Raw genomic sequence first — 17,029 nt, 5'->3', positions numbered from 1 at the left:
TTGCCGGGGATCAGGCGAAGACCGTGACGAGGCCGAGCGGATCGCGTGCCGTGCGATCAGGCGAACCGGGCCGGCGAACGCAAAAAGCCCGCGAGATGCGGGCTTCGGACGGACGTCGGATCGGGGAGTTGGTGGAAAAACGAGAGGGCAGGGCCCGGATGGGCTCGCGCGTCTCGCGACGGATAGCTAATGCGCGGAGATTGCCCGTCGGGTCAAGCGAGATGTTTTATCCGACTGCTGGAAGCCGCACGGGCGTAAATGCCCGCTCTGGTGCATCCGCCTTCAACGTAGATACCCTGCGCGCCGGCGACCTCCTGACTACGACCGACTCCGGTACTGACATGACCCGGATTATGGATAATCGGGCTACCGCGATCCGAGGACGGTCGTCGCATACATCCGCCGGGCAAATGCCCTTAAGCGGCACGTAAGAGGCGGGTTTCTGCAATCTCAATTAAAAACGGCCGGGGTGTCCCCCGGCCGCTCATTGTCGTGACGGCTGATCCGCTTAGCGGAGGAGCTGCAAGATGCCCTGCTGGGCCGTGTTGGCCAGCGAGAGGGCTGAGATGCCGATCGACTGGCGGGTTGACAGGGCCTGGGAGTTGGCGGCTTCCTCGTTGAGGTCCGCGTTCGTCAGGTTGGCTGCACCGGTGTCAAGGATGTTGATCAGGTTCTTCGAGAAGTCCTGACGGTTCTGCACCACCGAGAGGTTGGAGCCGAAGGTCGAGGACTGGGCACGAAGCTGGCTGGTGGCCGCCGTGATGGCCGTCAGAGCCTTGTTGATCTCGTCGTCTGACTGGAAACCACCGGTAATCGAGGTGAGGCCAAGGCCATCGGAGTCGAGCTTGGCGCCTTCGATGTTCAGGTTGGACGAACCCGTCTCGTTGAAGGTCACCTTCAAGGAGTTTTCCTTGGCATCAGTGCCCGAGCGGTACAGCAAGTTGATGCCGTTGTAGCTCGAATCCTTTGCCTGTTGGGTGATCTGATCCAGCAGGGTGTTAAACTGCTTGGCGAGCGAGGTCCGGGTGGCGTTGGTTCCACTAGCAGAACCAGCACCGCTCGCCACAACTGGCTTTGCAGTAGCACCCGCACCAAAACCGATATCCGTGTTGGTCGCCGCGGAAGACGCATCGATCGTGATCTTCTGATCCGATCCCGTCGCCGTCGAAGTAAAGGTCACTTTACCAGTCGTATCGTCACCAACAGCAGTGACCTTACCTTTGAAGCCCGTATCAGCATTCAGCTGCTTGTTGATTGCCGTGGCAAGGTCCGTCGCTTTCGCATCATCAATTGCGCCGAGCGTTGCATCCGCCGCAGTGTTCAGCTCGATCTTTTTGGCCGGGCCATCGCCGAGCTTGATAGTGAACGACGCATCGTCTGCGCCGGTGAAGTCAGGGCCGGTACCACCGGTCGCCAAACCAGCAACTGCTGCACCTTCTGCAGTTGCCGCTGTGGCGCCGTTCTTAGCGTCCGAACCAGTTGCGGTCTGAGCGGTCGCCACCGTTGCGAAATCACTGAAACCAATATCGACGGTGCCAGCGGTGTTGGTCAGGGTAATGCCGGCATCGGAACCCGTGTCCGTGGAGGTGAAGACAATCCGGCCATCGGTCGTCTTGGAGGCCGTCACGGCGGCAGGGGTCGCGCTATTGGCGATCTGGTTGTTGATGGCCGTCACGACGGTATCGGCACTGACCTTCGAGAGGTTGCTCGTAAGGCCGCCCAATGTGTTTGCATTGAGTGTGATCGTGGAGGTGTTCGTGCCATCGAAGATTGTGAAAGTAGAGCCGATATCCGTCCCTGAACCGTCCACCGACGCAAAGTTCTGGGTTCCGTCGGAAGCCGCCGTGGTGCTGCCTTGGTAGCCTACGCCGGCGGTCAGCACGGCCGCCGTGGCGGGGGTGCCGCTGGTGGTCGCGCTCTTGTCGGCCAGCGCCTGGTTGGCGGTGGACTTGGCGGAATCGACCAGCTTCTGGATCGAGGTGATGCCCTGGTTAGCAGCCTGGATCGTCTGGACGCCGTTCGAGATGCCGTTGAGGAGCGAGCCGAGATCGCCCGAGCGGCCGGACAGGGCCTGCGAAGTAAAGAAGCTCGTCGGATCGTCGAGTGCCGAGTTGACCTTCTTGCCGGTCGACAGACGGTTCTGGGTCTGAGTCAGCAGATCGGCCGTGCCCTGCAGCGAGAGCAGGTTCTGACGGGTCGCGGCGGTAAGGGTGATGCCGGAAGACATTGATTTTGATCCTTTGGATCTGAGAACCCTCTAATTTCGAAGGCATGTCACCAAGGCCCTCAACTTCCTAACCTGGCATTAAAGTGATGCGCCCATTTCCGAAGCGCGCTCGTCTTTCTGTCGTATAGTTAATGCATCATTAACCCGTAATAGGTACCTTGGAGAGGCACAAACACTGAATCTGGCGAATTGATATAATTAGCTCAAAAGGAGTTGAGTGATGGCATTAAAGCTTACGATTAGGCCAGGCGAAACTGTTTTCGTAAACGGCGCTGAGATTTGCAATGCGGGATCAGCTACAAGCTTAGTTATCAAGAATCACTGCCGCATTCTTCGCGAGAGCGAGATGGTCAGTGAAGGGGAAGTATACCTGCCATGCTCTCGGCTCGCTTTTATGTTGCAACAAATTGTACTTAAAGAAAACCCATTCGATGAGCTTAACGAGCTTTCGAAACTGGCTGTTCAAATTTTGCAGAGGATGCCTTCGGTCTCGCCTCAAATCCTGGAAATCCAGAACCTGCTAAGCGAAAAAAAGGCTCATATGGCTTTCAAGAAAGGCAAAGCATTGATGGCTATTGAGGCTGCTGAGTTCGGAACAGCTAAAGCCAGCTGACGGCAACCAGCCCTGGGTGCTACATGCTACCTGTACGAGATGATCGGGCTCGAACCGTTACGCCCTCAAAGGGTTAGCTCCCAGAAGGTCGTTTAGTGCCTGCGACGAGCCGGAAGCGGAAGCTGATGAACCGCATCCGTCAGGCCTTAGACTGCAACATTCAACCCCTTTTTGGAATGTGGTCGCATCGGTAACGCCAGGCGTGAACCATTTTGCGACCAGCTAATCTTCCAACGTTGGTACGTCCTCATCCTCGAATGAGGGCGTAGTCTCAGCCACCCATCAGGGCGCGGACGCGAGCCGGATTCTGCGCCGAGACCTTGTCGAAGTCGGCCTCCGACATTCCGGCGAGCATCTCGAGGGTGAGTTCGCCGGCAGGCGCTCCGCCAGCGGCCGACAGGGACTTGCTCGCAGCCTGACCGCGGGAGATACGCGCCGCCTTCGCCGCCGGGCTCTCGGCCGGGGCAGCGGCAGCCTCGGCCGGCTTCGGGGCGAACCCGCGCACCTTGGCGAGCTGCAGGATGCGCTCGGCCGGGGACTGGCCGGCGGCAATGGCGGCCTGGACGAGACCGAACTCGTCGTCGCGGACCGCCTTTACAGCCTCGGCCTCGGACATGCCGTAGACCTTCAGCTCGGCAATGCGGCCCTGGAACAGGTGCTCGTAGGCCTGCGCGAACTCGGGCTGGGCGGCCATTACGCGCTGGACGTCGCCGCGGTAGCTGGTCAGGACCTCGCCGCGCTGGGCTTCCTGCGCCTGTGCCTCGCGCTCGGCCTTCTGCGCCTCGGTCATCTGGGTCTGGCCGGTGCGGATGTCCTGGATCTGCTTCTCCAGGTACTTGGCGTAGCCGAAGATGTCCTCGTTCGGGTCCGGGGGCGTCTCGGGCTCTGGAGCGGCCTGCGCGGCGGCAGCGGCAGGCTTTGCAGTCTCGGTGAAGACGCGCAGCCGCTCATCGGCGCGCGCATGCTTCTCCCTCAGTTCGGACAGCTCGCGCTCGACGGCCTTGCGGCGCTCGCGCTCCTGGTGGAACGCGCCATGGCGGACGAACTTGCCCTTGTTCTGGTCCGCGTCGCCGTCCTCGGCATCGGTATCGACGACATCGCCCGGTGCAGCGGCCTCGGCCGGGGGTACAGCGGCAGCGGCGGCATCGGGGGCGGCATCGCCACCAGCGACCGGCTCCGCGGCGCCAGCGGCCTCGGGAGCGGGCTCGCCGGAGGCGTAGGCGTCGAAGGCGGCCTGCTCTTCAGCCGTGAAGGCGTCGCCGCTGTCTGCGGAGGCGTTGAAATCGTCGCTCATGGGTGTCCTCGTGACGTGAAGGGTACGAAAGCCGGCATGACGCCGCCGGCCGGGCGATCGGGATCAGGCCAGGAGAGGGCCGGCAGGCTGCGCGGGCGGGGCAGCCATGGCCGCCACCTTCGCGAAGCCGTCGATGTGGTCGTGCTGGATCAGCGCCGATTCCCGCTGGGCCTTGGCCTGCTTCAGGTTCGCGCCGGCGGTGAGGTCCTGGATCTTCGCCACGGCGGTCTGCATGGCGACCTGTTGCTGTTGCTCGGCCTGCGGATCGGTCGGAGCCTGCGCGAGCAGCTCGCGCATCTTCGCGACGAACGAGGCCGGGAACGGCGAGTACGGCAGCACCTCGAGGAGGACCTGCGGGGTGATCATGTCCTTGATCACCGGGAAGACGCTGGTGAACGTCGACCAGACCACTTCCTTCTGGTTCGGCGAGGACGGCATGTCGTCGATGATGACGTCGTAATCACCGAGGGTCCGATCCCGGAGCAGCGGCACGACGCGGGTGGCGCCGTCGCCGACGATGCGAACCAGGCGCCCGTCCGAGAGGAAGTTCTGAATGAAGTAGAGCCGCACCCGGCCGATATGCTTGCGCGCGCGGCGCAGGGAATCGAACAAGGTGGCGAGGATCGTCATCGCGGCCTGCTTGCGCTGATACTCCAGTACGCCGGCCTGTTCCTGTTGCTTCTGGCCGAGCAGTTCGAGGTTCACGCCCGAGGAATCGCGGATCGACATGATCGCGAACTCCATGAGCTGGTAATGGCCGGCGGGCAGCGTCGGGAGGGGCTTCTCCTTCATCCGGCCGCTCATCAGCGTGCCGTCCTCGACCCAGGTCACGGCGCCTGGCTTGGCGTAGCTCGCCTCGAACTCCGCCTGATCCGGGACCGCGCCCTTTTCCATAAGGATGCCGCCCTTCGCCTGGCGGTTCAGCATGTCCATGGTCTGGGACAGCCACTTATTGGCGTAGCGCTGGGGGTCCTTCATCATCCGGACGATGCCGAACCAGGTCCCCTTGTTGTGGTCGCGGTCGCCCGTCATGCACGCGTAGGAGAAGCGGTCGCCGGCAGGGGCCTCGCCCTCTTCCAGCACGGTCCCGCCGATGAAGGCCCGGCGATAGACGCGCTTGGTGATGCTGTGGGTCTGCAGGGTGATGCCCATGGCGGCCGCGCGGCGCACCAGGACGGATGCCTTGCCCGGCTCCATCTCGGTCGCCTCACCGGTGCCGGGATCGGTCACGGCGACAACGCGGCGACGCTCCCACCACTGGCATTCGACGATGGTCACCCGCGACGTGCCTTCCTGCGCGGATCCGGGACGGTCGATGCGGCTGTCACCGGGCTGCAGGCCCGCATGCTGGTCGCCGTCGCGGTCCTCGGCCCAGGCCGCATCGAGGTCGGCCGGGTCGGCATCGGGGAACAGTCCCTCGGCCTCGGCCCGGTCCATCGACTTCGCGCGGAAGATCCGGCGGGCGTCGGAGAGGTTCCGCTTCCGCGCCGTCGAGTCCCAGACCATTTCGAGAGGGTCGACGCGGTCCTCGACATAGGCGCCATCGGGATCGAGCTCGTAGTCGAGCCGCATCTCCACCCAGCCCATGCCGGTGATCGCGACGTCGACGAAGGCGTCCGATTCCTCGTCCTCCGCCTCGGCCTCATCAGCGAGGTAGCGCCCGGCCTCGGTCAGGACCTCGTTCTTGGCCGCGTCTCCGATCTCACGGGGCAGATATTGGATGTCGAGGCGGGCATTCACCTCCGAGCCCGCCACCGCCTTGATGATCGGCAGCATGCGGTTGAACGTGATCGGCGGACGGCCCTGCTCGCGCAGGACAGCCTCATCCGCGGCGGACCATTGGCGACCGGCCACGAAGTCATAGTCCTCGCGCGCCTCTTCTCGCCACCGCGAGGAGGCATCCCGATCAACGCGAAACCAGCCCTTGAGCTTAGCTGCCAGAGCGTCGCGATCGAGCGCCCGGCTCTCGCGCGTGGCGGTCTCATCGCCGGGCGTCGTGCCGCGATCGGCGTCGGTGTCCGTCATGTCGCCCATGCCGATCCTGAAGGTTGCGAGGCGCGGCGCCTGATGCGCGCGTAGCGATCTTGTGGCCCGGTCTCGGCCTTCGCTGGCGCCTGCGGCTCGGCGATCCCGACCGCGAAGTAGCGGAAGGCGTCGGCGCCGTGGCTGGCCCAATCGTGCAGCGGGTTCTTCGAGAACTGCTGCGTCGCGTCGTCGATGTCGTAGCGATAGTTACGCAGGGCCTGGAGGCCGTCGGCGCATAGTTCCTCGTCGAACCAGCACCGCGAGAAGAGCAGGCGGGCCGCGTCGATGCCGGCGGCGATCGTCAGCTTCGGCACGATCCGGACACGGTGCCCGGCGTCCCACATTTGTTGCTCGATGGTGCGCTTCGAGGCGAGGAGCTCGTTGCGCGCGTCGTGCGGGAGCCAGTGCTCGCCGTAGACGTAGCCGCGCTCCTCGGCGACGGTGCGCAGCTGGTCGATGTAGTGCTGCAGCGCGTGGCCGCGGTTCTCGTAATAGGCGATCAGCCGGAACTCGAAGCCGACGACCTGCGCGAACCAGATCGCGGTCTTATCGGCCCGGCCCAGATCCCAGAACGTATGCACCGGCTTCGACGGATCGAACGGCACCTTGCCGAACCGTCCGGCACTGTTCGCCGCCAGGATCTCGTTGGCGTAGATCGCGCCGTCGAGGACCTGCTTGCAGTGGCCGCCCCAGACCGTCTCGTAGGCGATGGGATCACGGGCCCTCAGGTCCAAGGCTTCCTGACGCAGCACGTCGGGGAACCACGGATTGTCCTCCCATCCGATCTTGACCACGCGGGCGCCGGTTGGCGGCTTCCTCACGAAGCGCTTGTAGGTCTCGTCTTCGGCCAACTCGGTGTTGAAGCTGACCCAGATCTCCGATCCCGGCTTCCGGATCGTCGGGATCAAGACGTCCCAAGAAGCCTTTGAAACGGTGCGGGCTTCTTCGACCCAGCAGACATCAACGCCCTCAGTCGATTTCACGGAGGCGACGTTGTGCCGGAGCCCTTTGAAGATGAAGTCTGTGCCGGTAGCGCCGAGGATGCGCTTTTCCTGGACCTCGTAGAACGCCCCGAGCCCCAGAAGATCAATCTGTTGGGCGAGCAGCGCATGCGCCGATTCCGCGATCGAGTTCTGGAACTCGCGCGCGCAAAGCACCCGGAGCTTACGCTGGGCGCCTTGGATCAGCAGCGCCCGCCCGAATCCCCAGGACTTCGCGCCACCACGGCCGCCGTAGGCGATCTTGTACCGGGCCGGCTCGAACAAGAACGCCAGCTTCTCCGGGAACTCAATCGCCATCGGGCAGCGGCGTCGGGCGGATAAACTGGACGGTCAGGCCGACCGGGATCTCCCCGCCGTCGCCATCACCGTCGACTGGCTGGGTGGCCTTGCCATAGCCCCGGTCGAGAATGGAGTTGGCCGCGGCTACACGGGCAGCCTCGCTCTCGCCCTCGAGAGCGATCTCCACGAGAACCGCGAGGGCGGCTTCCGTGTGCACCCGAGCGGCATCACGGACGCGCGCGGAGGCCTTCGGGCGACCACCAGGGTTGCCACTCTGACCGGGCTGGAAAGCCATTGTTAGGGGTCCTGTTCTCAGTCCCTGGGACGCTCAGAGACGACGAAACCGTGCACGTACCGCCACGCGGCCACGAACCTCTCAACCTCGTCCTCATCGCCCGTCACAGTGATACGCAGCGCATGGCCCACCACTTCAGTCGAGCAGGTGAGCGAACGCTTCCAAGCGCACATGTATGCCGACCCGTTATAGTAGGGCCGGATGAGGTTCCCGCAGACCGTCTCGATTGTCTGGGAGTACATCCGTCAGCCCTTCCGACGCTCGCAGGCGACCTTGTAGAACTCGCCCGGGCCCAGGCTCAGATGCGTGGCCAGCACCGGGCCGACCTGCGCGCATTCCGTGACCTGCGCGACGGGCTGGACGAGCATGTCGAGGGCGTTGTCGCGCGAGCAGTCCGAGCCGGCGATACCAGCGGCGCAGACGAGGACAACGGCGAGGAATCCGGTCATGCGCTCGGCATCCCGGCGATGGCGGTGCAGCGGGCGCGGATCTCGCGCGGATCACCGGGCAGGCCGAAGCGCGCGATGTTCGCGGCCCGGCCCTGGCAAGCGTAGAGGCCGCCCCAGATGCGCGACGAGGCGGTAAGCGGACGGCAGACAGCGCCGCGGCAGGCCTCGGCCTCGATGCGGTAGCCGATGGTCTCGGCATGCGCCGGCTTCGGGATGAACAGATGCACCCACAGCACGATGGCGCCGACGATCGCAGCGATAGCCGGGATGCGCCACAGGTCGTTGACCGGCGGCGGCGAGGGCGCAGCGGTGTTGGACATCAGTGCACCGTCGACGAGATCGGATAGCCCCAGGCGGTCGGGGCGGGCGGACGCGGACGCATCGCGGAGAGGGCGAGGCCGGCGAGGACGAGCAGGGCGCAGAGGCGGGGCATCAGGCAGCCTCACCACGGGTCAGCTCGCGGCCGAGGCGGATGACCCGCATGGGCGGGAAATCCGGGCGCTTGGCGGGGCGGGGATCGGGCTTGCCGAGCAGGCGGCGGAGCAGGGCGGTGTAGGGCACGAGCGGAGCCTCAGGGTTGCTCGACAGGGGCATCACCGCCTGTCCGGATGAAGCGATCGATCTCGGCTGCATGGATCGTCGCGTTCCAGGCCGAGCAGCCGGAGAGCAGCGCCAGGAGCACGCAGAGGAAGCGGAGGATCACAGGCGGAACCTCTGCATGGCTGCGCGGCGGTGCTCGACACGGTCGGAAGCGTTGCGGATCTCGTCGACGATGACGGTGGCCAAGCGCTCGCGGAGCGCGGTCGGGGCCACGCTGGCGTAGGCCTCGAAGTCGACCGCAGCGCGCTCGGCGGTGACCACGGACCTGCCGATCATGCTGGCGAGCAGTTCCTCGACCTGATCGAGGACGGCGGCGGGGGTGAGCGTCATGCGTCGGTCCTCATGGGATACTCGTCGGTGCGCACCGCGCCGCCGGGGATGAAGGTGATCTGCAGGTCACTCGGCCGGTCCGTGTCACGCTGGACGGTGGCGAGGGTGGCGAAGACGTCGACCCACTGCGCCGGGGTCGGACGGCCGGCCTCGACGCCGAGGGCGAACCCATCGAGCCAGACGAGGAAATCGCGGGGGCTCATCAGCGCACCCGAACGACGGGGAGGGACTGCGCGACGACGAAGTCCCAGGCCTTCGCCGAGGCGCCGAAGGTCAGGGCCTGGTCGCGCTTCGGCGTCCAGACGAGGCGGGTACCGGTGCGCGCGGCGAACAGAGGCGCAGCGTCGACGCTCGACGCGAGTTCGATACGATAGGGCTGCGTCATGGGAAGATCGCTTCATGCGCGCCCGGCTGAAGGACGTGCTGTTCGGTGCCCGTCCACGAGAACAGGTATTCGACGGCACCGCGGTATTTCGGATTGTCGAGCAGGTACCCGACGCCACCGGCGTTCCAGGTTTTGCCCGTGGGTGATGCGATGCCGTCGGCGTTCAGTCCGTCCGCGATCGCTTGAAGGGTGCGCTTCGTCCGACGGGACGGGCCGCGCTCCCGGAAGATCCTCCGGACCACCGCCGCCTGCTCCGGAATGATCCGGAGGCCGCCCTCGCGGTCCGCCTCGTAGCCGTAGGGGACACGCCCCCCGGCGAACCCGCCCCGCCCCGCCTTGGACAGCTTGCCGCCGGCGGTCCGGTCCCGGATCGTGAAGCGCTCGCTCTCAGCCATGCCGGCGAGGATGGCGAACACCGTGCGGCCCATCGGGGTCGCCGTGTCGATCGGCTCGGTGACCGACCGGATGCCAATGTCATGCTGCTCGGCGAGCTCGGCCACGGTGGTGACCGCGTACCGGATTTCGCGGGCGAGCCGGTCGAACTTGTAGACCAGCAGGATGGAGAAGGCCCCGGCCTCGGCGAGCTCGACCACACGACTGAACCCAGGGCGTTCAGTCGGCTTCGTCGCGCCAGACACGCCGCCGTCGGTGATGAGCTCCACCAGCTCGTAAGCCTGGCTCTCGGCGAAGGCGCGGAGGGCGCGTTCCTGCGTCTCGAGGCCGAAACCGTTCGTGGCCTGCTCGTCCGTCGAGACCCGGAGGTAGGCGACCGCCTTGGTGGAGAGGACCGCCTTCGCGGCCTCTTGGGTTTTTATTCTGGCCTTGATGCGAGACGTGCGCTTGGACCCCGACAACATAGCCAAGGCCCTCTAATTGCTCGCTTATTTCGGCTCAGTCGACGAGCCGCACACATAAATTCCGAATTGTCTTGGTAATTCGGAAATCCGACGTTTTAGGCGCTCGCCGCAACCCGTTTCGCCCGGCCGCGAAACGCGACGACGGTACGGGAGCCGGGCAGGGCCCCGGCCTGGAAAGAGCCGAGAACCGGACGGCGTGGAGCGGTCTCGCGCGGTATTTCGGTCCCGAACATATCGCGATAGAGACGACGCAGACCGGCGCGGATCTCGTCCTGCGCCTGCATGCACTGCTCGACGGTGTACCGATGCCCCGGAACCCGGAGGCGGTCGGCTTGGCGGAGAAGGTCGGCGACCCGCTCGGCTTTCTCGCGATCCGTCGTCATCGGGTTCCGATCATGGCAGATTTGTCCGCGCACGTCTTCGGCCTCAACGCCTAAGCTGTTGAGCCGGTTCGCGGGACTGAAAGAGGGTGCGAGGCTTTCCACCTCGCTTGTCACCCCGGAGAGGCGATCGGTTCCGTTTCAGCCCGGAACCACTATGGCCGGCCCATTCACGTGGTGCGACTTCCGCCGGGCCGCGTGGTCGGCCCAGGCATGTGCCCTTCCGTCGGCGTCGCCCGGCGGTGGCTCGTCTCGCAAGGTTGGCTTCGGTAATCCACGCCCGTGCGACGAGAGCAGTGGGCCTAAGCCAGGGGGGATGAGGGTCTGGAAACGAGAACGCCCGCGGGCCTTGCGGCTGCGGGCGTGCGTCTCGGGACGGTGCGTTTCTGCAACGAATTGCCCGTCGGGTCAAGCGACATCGAGACAAACGAAAGAGGTCGCTACCGGAAAAGACGGTGGATTATGTCTCCGGCAATTGTCCACTGAACCAGTCTTGCGAGGGAAGGTCCACAAGAGCCCAAGGTATCAATCCAGTAAATATGGTTTGCAGTTTTGACACCTCGATCAGCCACGTTTTCGTGAAACTTTTCCGCACGGCTTCCCAGCACACGGTCCCTCAGCTTCGGCTTGGTCACCAAACGACTTAGCATTTCCGCCAGATATGGAGGAGACACGCGTATTGGTGCTTGAATACCAACTTCCAGGGAATCAGAATTGGAGATGATGTTTTTCATTTCGGTGTCGTCAGCATCAGGCTTCACTGCCTTCGCTGTTCGAGCAGACCGAACCAATTCTGCAAGCTCATTTTCTTTAGCTAGAACTGCATAGCCATATTCGTCCATGAAAGCTACACAAACCGGACCGACATCCTGCGCTTCTCCGATCAGCAGCGCAAAATTTTGAAGTTCGATTTCCGAGCAATTGATATTTAACAGATATTTTTTACATAATAGATCCGCTCTAGTTTCGGTTCCGTCAAACGTATGCCATTCTTTATCTTCTATCACGACAATGCCCCCTCAAAGATACCAACGCGAAGACTGTCAGTTGCATTTAGGGAGCTGTCTAAAGCCCTGCGTCCTAATCCTGAAACAGTAAAATACACCTTTTTGCGCCCCCCTCTTTCCGGAGTAGCCTCGCCTTCCCTTGAGTTGACGAAACCACGCTCTTCAAGCCGGTCTAGGGAAGCGTAGATCGAACCGAACGACACCGTTTTGCCGGCCCGTTCAGCAATCTCGTCTTGGATTGCTACTCCGTAACCATTTGGCTGGAGTCGGATCAGGGCAAGAAGGATACGCTGTTCGAGGGTGCTTAGATCATCCGGATCGCGAGCCATCGGCTTCTCCATATCTTCAATTGCATTGAACATATGGATTTCGACACCATCCGCAAGAGGGGCGGCAGGGAAGAACGTGAGAGGGTCGAGGAAGCGGTTAAAGCGACTTGAAGAGCATCTCGGCTTCCGCGAAGTCTTCCCTTCTCAGCAGCGTCGACGGGGATAGCCTTCGACCTTCAGATGAAGGGGCGAGCCATATCCCAACACGGCTTTGCCGAGGGTGAACGCCAAGAAGCCGCAGATCCGCGGAAAACTGTCGTCCCGTTCAGAAATAAGTGGTCTGCCAAAGTACGCGAAAGACGGCGCATATTTAAGCAGCAGCGACATGCATCGTCAGCCTGAGGATGAGGAAGGGGCTATCGAGAGGTCGAGCCGCAGAGCGGGATCTCGGAGCTCGAGCCCACCCCTGCCATTTCGCTGCCGGGCAACAGCGCTTATATGCTCCGCTGTGGCGGCAAAGCCTTGAGACGCTCTGGCATCCCGCCTGCCATGTCCGCGAACTCATCGATCCGTATTGCTGCGGCCGGCGCGCGAGCGGTGTGCTGCGCCTCCGTCAGCTCGTCGAGGAGCCAGCGGAACCGCTTGGCGATGTCGGTGGAGGCCTTCTCGCTGGGAGCACGCCCGCGAGCGATGACGTAGCCGGAGAAGCTTTGCCCCTCGGCGAGGATGGCGCGGAGGAATCGCACGCCGCTGTCACCGATCACGCGGGCTGCGCGCTCGTTCATGACCTTGACCGCCTTCGCGGTCTCGATGCGGCTGAGCATCCGGATGTCTTCGATGGTGAAGGCGTGGGAGACGACCTGCGAGCCGGGGCCGGTGCTGGACATCGTGCTGTCCCAGGTGCCTCCGGACCGGACGCCAAGTTGCTTCTCCCACATGGCCTGCAGCATGCGGCCGACCTGGAACTGCGCTTCCGTGATGCGCTTGGCGGAGCGTTCAGCGGCGAGGACGTCGACGCGGCGATTGACGGTCGTCGTCACGAAGGTGCTGGCGTCGTAGGGATCGCGGAACGTGCCCTTGCCCTCGACGACCTCGACGTCCCGAGCGGTAATCGGGGCGAGGCGGATGTTCTTGTTGCGCCGCGTCGACGGCGCCACGCGGGTCGCGGTCTTACGGGTGGTGCTGGACGACTGCTTGGCCGACGCGGTCACGGTGGTGCCCCAGGGTTCGAGCGCGAACACAGTGGCGCGCTAACGTTTTCGTGAGTCCGCGAGCGTTGGCACGAATGTCAATGGAAGAAACATAACGGAAACGTCGCGCTTGCAGGTAGGCTTCAGCGGATCAGCCAGACACCGACAAGCGACAGTGTCGCCGAATAGACCGGGCGGTGGTCCTCATCGCTCACTACAACAGTGAAGGCGAGCCGCTCGCCTTCGGGCTTCGCGTGGTCTCGTGCGACATCGGGGAGCAATCGCATCGCCTGCTGGCGTACCTCGTCCAGGGTGGCGAACTCGGAGCCTTGCTCATCGAATTGATGTAGACCACCGTCGTGAACGTCGAAGAAGTAGCGGGCCATAGGTGCACTCCACGCGCCAGAGGGGAAGGCGGGAGCACACGCATCTCTCGGGCACTGGCTGCCAAGGGATCGAAGCCAGCGATAGGTCTAAGTGCGCCCTTCATCGCCAGCGCGCAAACACTTGGGTTGCAAGCGCCAAGTGCAGGTTCTTCCAACTAGGCGCTGAGACCGATCGATATCAGCTCGACCGCCATGTCGACACCCCGCATGGCGCTGTCCCTGTTCCAGCCGTTGATCCGGCAGGCCTCGCGGAAGCTGGGCTCGCGTCCGACCTGCGCATTGAGCCAGGCCTTCAGCTGCGCCTTCATCCGCCAGTCGGCGACATGGACCTCGGGCCAGCGCTGGACCCGGATGTCGCCGGGCTTCGGGCCGGCCTGTGCGTCCGCCTCGCTGTGCCCGGCCCAGGCGGCGACGAGCCAGAGGCGGACGAGGGTCGTGGGGTACTGCCGGGGCGGATCTGGGCCTTCGGGACGCGCGAGCATTAGCTCCGCTTCTCCTCGCTGGCAGCGGTGCCGACCGTGCCGCCATTCCGCCGGCGAGCGTTGCTCAGCCAATAGCGACGGGCTTCCGACTCGCTATCGATTACGCGATCGTACGGAGCGTGCCAGACCCCGTGCGGGTCGACGATGAAGCTCCCGTCCTGCCGCTTCCCGTCAAGGAGGAGAGGCTCGACATTGGAATCCACGATCTCCGGGATCGAGGAGCCTTCCGTGTGTTCAAAAGTCGGAGCAACGACCCAACCAATGATCGGCTCGTACATCACCCCCAGATCAACGGGCAACGTCGTGTCGGTAATGGTGCCGTCGAAGTAGAATGTAGCCACCCTGAAGCCCTCATGGGCAGGGATGACAGTCTGCGGCATCCTCACGGTATGGGTCTTTTGCACGTCGTTTCTCCTGTGTCCCACCTGTCCCACCTTCGTTTTACAGGTGGGGCGCGATAAGTGCTTGTTTTTGTTAGCAGTGCCCCACCTGTCCTACCTGTCCCACCTTTTTGAAGAGATAGAGTAATTTCATCGCAACGTGGTCCGAAGCCGTTGAGCATTTCTCGCGCGTACGCGAGGAAATAGGTGGGACAGGTGGGGCAGGTGGGGCAACGTCAATAATATCAGATACTTGCAGGTGTCCCACCTCAAAACATAGGTGGGACAGGTGGGACACTTCATTCGTCGAGATGCGGCAACTCAGGCGCGTCGTCGGGGTCATCCCACGCGATGCTCTGGCCGACAGCCTTCTCGAACGACTTCCGGCATTCCAGCAGGGAGGGCAGCGCGTAGCACCAGACCCGGCGCTCGCCCTCCGGTGTGTTCCAGTACCGTTTGACCCGGTGGAGCATCGGCACGAGCTTCTTGAGCCTGGCGCCGAGTACGGTCTCTGCGCTCTTGCGCCGTACACCGATCCTGTCGGAGGACTCGAAGTAGTCATCCCGCAGAAGGTCGGTCCATATCTCGGTAGGCCAGACCGAGACCTTGCGGGTTGGTGACCCCGCCATCAGCCGGTCGAGCCACCAGCCGTCGACAGGGTCGAGCGAATGGATCTTCTGCTCCAGGAGCGCGGCCGTGCGCGGGATGTGGCGCAGATCCACCTTCGACAGATCGAAAGCGAGGAGGTCGGCGAGGAGCGCCTCGCGCCCACCATCGGCGAGCTGCTGGTCGATCTCCGCGAAGTAGCCCGAGTTCTGCGCGCTCCCGGCGCCGACATCGAGCACGCAGAACCGGCGCTCATCCTTACCGGCCGGGACGACCCAATCCTCGTTCGAGGTCATGATGACCCGGACGTAATTCTTGAGCCGGATCGGATCGATGCCCTTGGATTCGACCATCTGCTCGGTCGAGGTAATGAGGCCCTTAAGCCGCCCCTCGGCCTGCTTGTCGCCGGCCCAGACGGCTTCGTCCGCCTGCAGGAGCAGGCAGCTCGCCATGTGGGCGTTAAAGTTGCCCGTGAGGTAGCGCTCGCTGTCGACGAGGAAGTAGTGCGCAGGGATCAGAGAACCGAACACCTCGCCCACCTTCGTCTTGCCGCTCCCCTGACCGCCACGCATCACCAGCGCCACTCCAAGCCGTTCACGCGGGCGCTGGATGATGTGTGCGAAGTAGGCGAAGACCCAGAGGAACAGGTACGGGTCGCCCCCGCACACGTTCGTCAGCAGGTGGTCGCGGAAGGTCGAGTATGATCCGCCCGCCCGTGGTTGGCAGGACCAACCGCGCCAGAGGTTGAAGTATCCGGGCGTGCCGCCTGCGAGCTCGGGCTCGGGATGCGCATCCGGATGGAACTCGACACCATCGTACTGCCGGCGCCCCCTACTTCCGAGCCAGCGCTTCGCCCAGGTGACGGTTTTCACCTTCCCATCGTGGTCGCGCATCTCCGTGAAGCGATTCAGGGACCACTGTCGGAAGGAATCCAGCGTGAGGTAGCGGATGCGCTGCTCCATAGGTGCATCCGCGTTCTCGCGGACCACGATGGCCTTCGACCCGATCAGGACGAACGCATACTCGCGGTTCATCGCCTCGAGCTCGTAACCGCCTGGATCAGGCTCGGGCGAGCTGGTGCGCTCGACGTCCTTCCGGGCCTTGCGGAAATTCACCAGCGCCGTCATGCGGCGGCCCTCTCGTGCGGGAACGCAGGTACAAGGATCGACGGTAGGCGAACCTGACGAAGCATTGCTTCGATGGCCTCTGCCTGAGCGATATCCATCGCCTGGATGGCAGCGGTATCGAGCAGGACCGGACGGGCGAGCCGCTCATCCACCACGACCACACCGCGGCGGCCAGCGGCGAGCCATGCGCTGACGTCGGCGAATACGCGCAGCGGATCCTCGCGGGTCGCAGGGCATGGATCGTCGAGACCCAGGAGGCCGGTCCGTCCCAGCCAGGTCGCCAGCCGGCCGGTTCGGGGATGCCAAGCCACGATGTCGAGCAGGGCGCCGAGCAAGTCGCAGGCGAGCAAGGTGAAGGCCGCAACGGGCTCCACGTCCTCTCCCTGGAGGTCGCGCGCGAACTCAAATCGGCTCCCGCGCCGGAAAACCACGGCATGGCGCAGCATTGGGTCGAACTCTCCACGCCGCCAGTTCACGCACGGGCCCGGCACCCCGCGAGCGCGCAGGCCATCGAAGTCGACATCACGCAGCGGACGACCGCGCCAGTGTGCGAGTTCCAGATCGGGCGAACGGGTCCGAGGCGCCGTCATCGGCGGAATCCGTGCGGGTCGAGGCCAAACCGGAGGGCTTCAAGCGTCCGGCTATCGAGCCCGGCCAGCAGTCCGAGCGTCTCGGCGGCCAAGCGGTCGCGCAGGGCCTTCGCGCGGCGGTGCGCGCCGCTGCCCTGCGGAAGCCGGTCGAGCGCCTCGGCGTCCTGCGCGGCGGCATCGGCGTCGTAGCCGAGCGCCACCGCAGCGTTGTGGAGCTGGTCGCGATCGGGGAGGCGGAAGGGTTCGCGGTGATCCAT

24 protein-coding genes are annotated in these 17,029 nt (G+C 64.0%); 1 reads left to right on the top strand and 23 read right to left on the bottom strand.

From position 1 onward, the window contains the following. Positions 1-508: 508 nt before the first annotated feature. Positions 509-2,227, bottom strand: a complete 1,719-nt coding sequence (locus tag ASF32_RS09000; protein WP_056426630.1) for a flagellin — start codon at positions 2,225-2,227, stop codon at positions 509-511. Positions 2,228-2,447: 220 nt separating this feature from the next. Here ASF32_RS09000 and ASF32_RS08995 point away from each other — a divergent pair, with 220 nt between their 5' ends. Further along, positions 2,448-2,840 carry a flagellar biosynthesis repressor FlbT gene (locus ASF32_RS08995; RefSeq protein WP_082490393.1) on the top strand — a complete coding sequence of 131 codons (393 nt, stop codon included), beginning with the start codon at positions 2,448-2,450 and terminating at the stop codon, positions 2,838-2,840. A 271-nt stretch (positions 2,841-3,111) separates the two neighbouring features. Here the strand turns inward: ASF32_RS08995 and ASF32_RS08990 are convergent, their stop codons facing one another. The 22 genes from ASF32_RS08990 to ASF32_RS08900 form a co-directional block, all read right to left on the bottom strand. Further along, positions 3,112-4,134, bottom strand: a complete 1,023-nt coding sequence (locus tag ASF32_RS08990; RefSeq protein ID WP_056426623.1) for a hypothetical protein — start codon at positions 4,132-4,134, stop codon at positions 3,112-3,114. 63 nt (positions 4,135-4,197) lie between these two features. Continuing rightward, a complete protein-coding gene (locus ASF32_RS08985) occupies positions 4,198-6,159 on the bottom strand; it encodes a portal protein (protein WP_156467741.1) in 1,962 nt (653 codons plus the stop codon). Continuing rightward, positions 6,156-7,457, bottom strand: a complete 1,302-nt coding sequence (locus tag ASF32_RS08980) for a PBSX family phage terminase large subunit (RefSeq protein ID WP_056426617.1) — start codon at positions 7,455-7,457, stop codon at positions 6,156-6,158. Before ASF32_RS08980 ends, ASF32_RS08985 begins: the two co-directional genes overlap by 4 nt. Next, positions 7,447-7,734 carry a DUF5681 domain-containing protein gene (locus ASF32_RS08975; protein ID WP_056426615.1) on the bottom strand — a complete coding sequence of 96 codons (288 nt, stop codon included), beginning with the start codon at positions 7,732-7,734 and terminating at the stop codon, positions 7,447-7,449. The genes ASF32_RS08980 and ASF32_RS08975 overlap by 11 nt, the downstream gene beginning before the upstream one ends. A gap of 245 nt (positions 7,735-7,979) precedes the next feature. Next, positions 7,980-8,183 carry a hypothetical protein gene (locus tag ASF32_RS08965; RefSeq protein WP_056426609.1) on the bottom strand — a complete coding sequence of 68 codons (204 nt, stop codon included), beginning with the start codon at positions 8,181-8,183 and terminating at the stop codon, positions 7,980-7,982. Beyond that, positions 8,180-8,503, bottom strand: coding sequence for a hypothetical protein (locus tag ASF32_RS08960; protein ID WP_056426604.1), 324 nt, complete (start codon positions 8,501-8,503; stop codon positions 8,180-8,182). The genes ASF32_RS08965 and ASF32_RS08960 overlap by 4 nt, the downstream gene beginning before the upstream one ends. A 112-nt stretch (positions 8,504-8,615) precedes the next feature. Then, positions 8,616-8,777 (bottom strand): hypothetical protein, encoded by a 162-nt coding sequence (locus ASF32_RS25230; protein ID WP_156467740.1) that lies wholly within the window; start codon positions 8,775-8,777, stop codon positions 8,616-8,618. Further along, the gene (locus ASF32_RS26840; RefSeq protein WP_280136551.1) at positions 8,755-8,886 is read right to left on the bottom strand and encodes a hypothetical protein; all 132 of its coding nucleotides are present in this window, start codon (positions 8,884-8,886) and stop codon (positions 8,755-8,757) included. Before ASF32_RS26840 ends, ASF32_RS25230 begins: the two co-directional genes overlap by 23 nt. Next, a complete protein-coding gene (locus ASF32_RS08955) occupies positions 8,883-9,113 on the bottom strand; it encodes a hypothetical protein (RefSeq protein ID WP_056426601.1) in 231 nt (76 codons plus the stop codon). The genes ASF32_RS26840 and ASF32_RS08955 overlap by 4 nt, the downstream gene beginning before the upstream one ends. Continuing rightward, on the bottom strand, positions 9,110-9,316 hold the full coding sequence (locus ASF32_RS08950; protein WP_056426598.1) for a hypothetical protein: 207 nt from the start codon (positions 9,314-9,316) through the stop codon (positions 9,110-9,112). Before ASF32_RS08950 ends, ASF32_RS08955 begins: the two co-directional genes overlap by 4 nt. After that, positions 9,316-9,498 (bottom strand): hypothetical protein, encoded by a 183-nt coding sequence (locus ASF32_RS08945; RefSeq protein WP_056426595.1) that lies wholly within the window; start codon positions 9,496-9,498, stop codon positions 9,316-9,318. The genes ASF32_RS08950 and ASF32_RS08945 overlap by 1 nt, the downstream gene beginning before the upstream one ends. After that, a complete protein-coding gene (locus tag ASF32_RS08940; protein ID WP_056426593.1) occupies positions 9,495-10,355 on the bottom strand; it encodes a recombinase family protein in 861 nt (286 codons plus the stop codon). The genes ASF32_RS08945 and ASF32_RS08940 overlap by 4 nt, the downstream gene beginning before the upstream one ends. Before the next feature lie 95 nt (positions 10,356-10,450). Then, a complete protein-coding gene (locus ASF32_RS08935; RefSeq protein WP_056426590.1) occupies positions 10,451-10,738 on the bottom strand; it encodes a hypothetical protein in 288 nt (95 codons plus the stop codon). A 437-nt stretch (positions 10,739-11,175) separates the two neighbouring features. Next, entirely contained in the window at positions 11,176-11,742 is a 567-nt protein-coding gene (locus tag ASF32_RS25225) for a permease prefix domain 2-containing transporter (protein ID WP_156467739.1), read from the bottom strand. After that, complete coding sequence (locus tag ASF32_RS24440) at positions 11,739-12,104, bottom strand: helix-turn-helix transcriptional regulator (protein WP_244483613.1); 366 nt, start codon at positions 12,102-12,104, stop codon at positions 11,739-11,741. The genes ASF32_RS25225 and ASF32_RS24440 overlap by 4 nt, the downstream gene beginning before the upstream one ends. A 401-nt stretch (positions 12,105-12,505) precedes the next feature. Continuing rightward, entirely contained in the window at positions 12,506-13,252 is a 747-nt protein-coding gene (locus ASF32_RS08930; protein ID WP_056426587.1) for a hypothetical protein, read from the bottom strand. A gap of 92 nt (positions 13,253-13,344) precedes the next feature. Continuing rightward, positions 13,345-13,587, bottom strand: coding sequence for a hypothetical protein (locus ASF32_RS08925; protein ID WP_056426586.1), 243 nt, complete (start codon positions 13,585-13,587; stop codon positions 13,345-13,347). A gap of 155 nt (positions 13,588-13,742) precedes the next feature. Next, on the bottom strand, positions 13,743-14,069 hold the full coding sequence (locus tag ASF32_RS08920) for a hypothetical protein (RefSeq protein WP_056426583.1): 327 nt from the start codon (positions 14,067-14,069) through the stop codon (positions 13,743-13,745). Continuing rightward, on the bottom strand, positions 14,069-14,449 hold the full coding sequence (locus ASF32_RS08915; RefSeq protein ID WP_162239895.1) for a hypothetical protein: 381 nt from the start codon (positions 14,447-14,449) through the stop codon (positions 14,069-14,071). Before ASF32_RS08915 ends, ASF32_RS08920 begins: the two co-directional genes overlap by 1 nt. Positions 14,450-14,748: 299 nt before the next feature. After that, positions 14,749-16,182 carry a primase-helicase family protein gene (locus tag ASF32_RS08910; protein WP_056426576.1) on the bottom strand — a complete coding sequence of 478 codons (1,434 nt, stop codon included), beginning with the start codon at positions 16,180-16,182 and terminating at the stop codon, positions 14,749-14,751. Beyond that, complete coding sequence (locus tag ASF32_RS08905) at positions 16,179-16,772, bottom strand: hypothetical protein (protein ID WP_082490392.1); 594 nt, start codon at positions 16,770-16,772, stop codon at positions 16,179-16,181. Before ASF32_RS08905 ends, ASF32_RS08910 begins: the two co-directional genes overlap by 4 nt. Beyond that, positions 16,769-17,029, bottom strand: coding sequence for a hypothetical protein (locus tag ASF32_RS08900; protein WP_056426571.1), 261 nt, complete (start codon positions 17,027-17,029; stop codon positions 16,769-16,771). Before ASF32_RS08900 ends, ASF32_RS08905 begins: the two co-directional genes overlap by 4 nt.

This window comes from Methylobacterium sp. Leaf91 (genome assembly GCF_001422815.1).
Taxonomy (GTDB): Bacteria; Pseudomonadota; Alphaproteobacteria; order Rhizobiales; family Beijerinckiaceae; genus Methylobacterium.
Note: the sequence above shows the minus strand (reverse complement) of the source record. Positions and strands in the feature narration are given on the sequence as shown.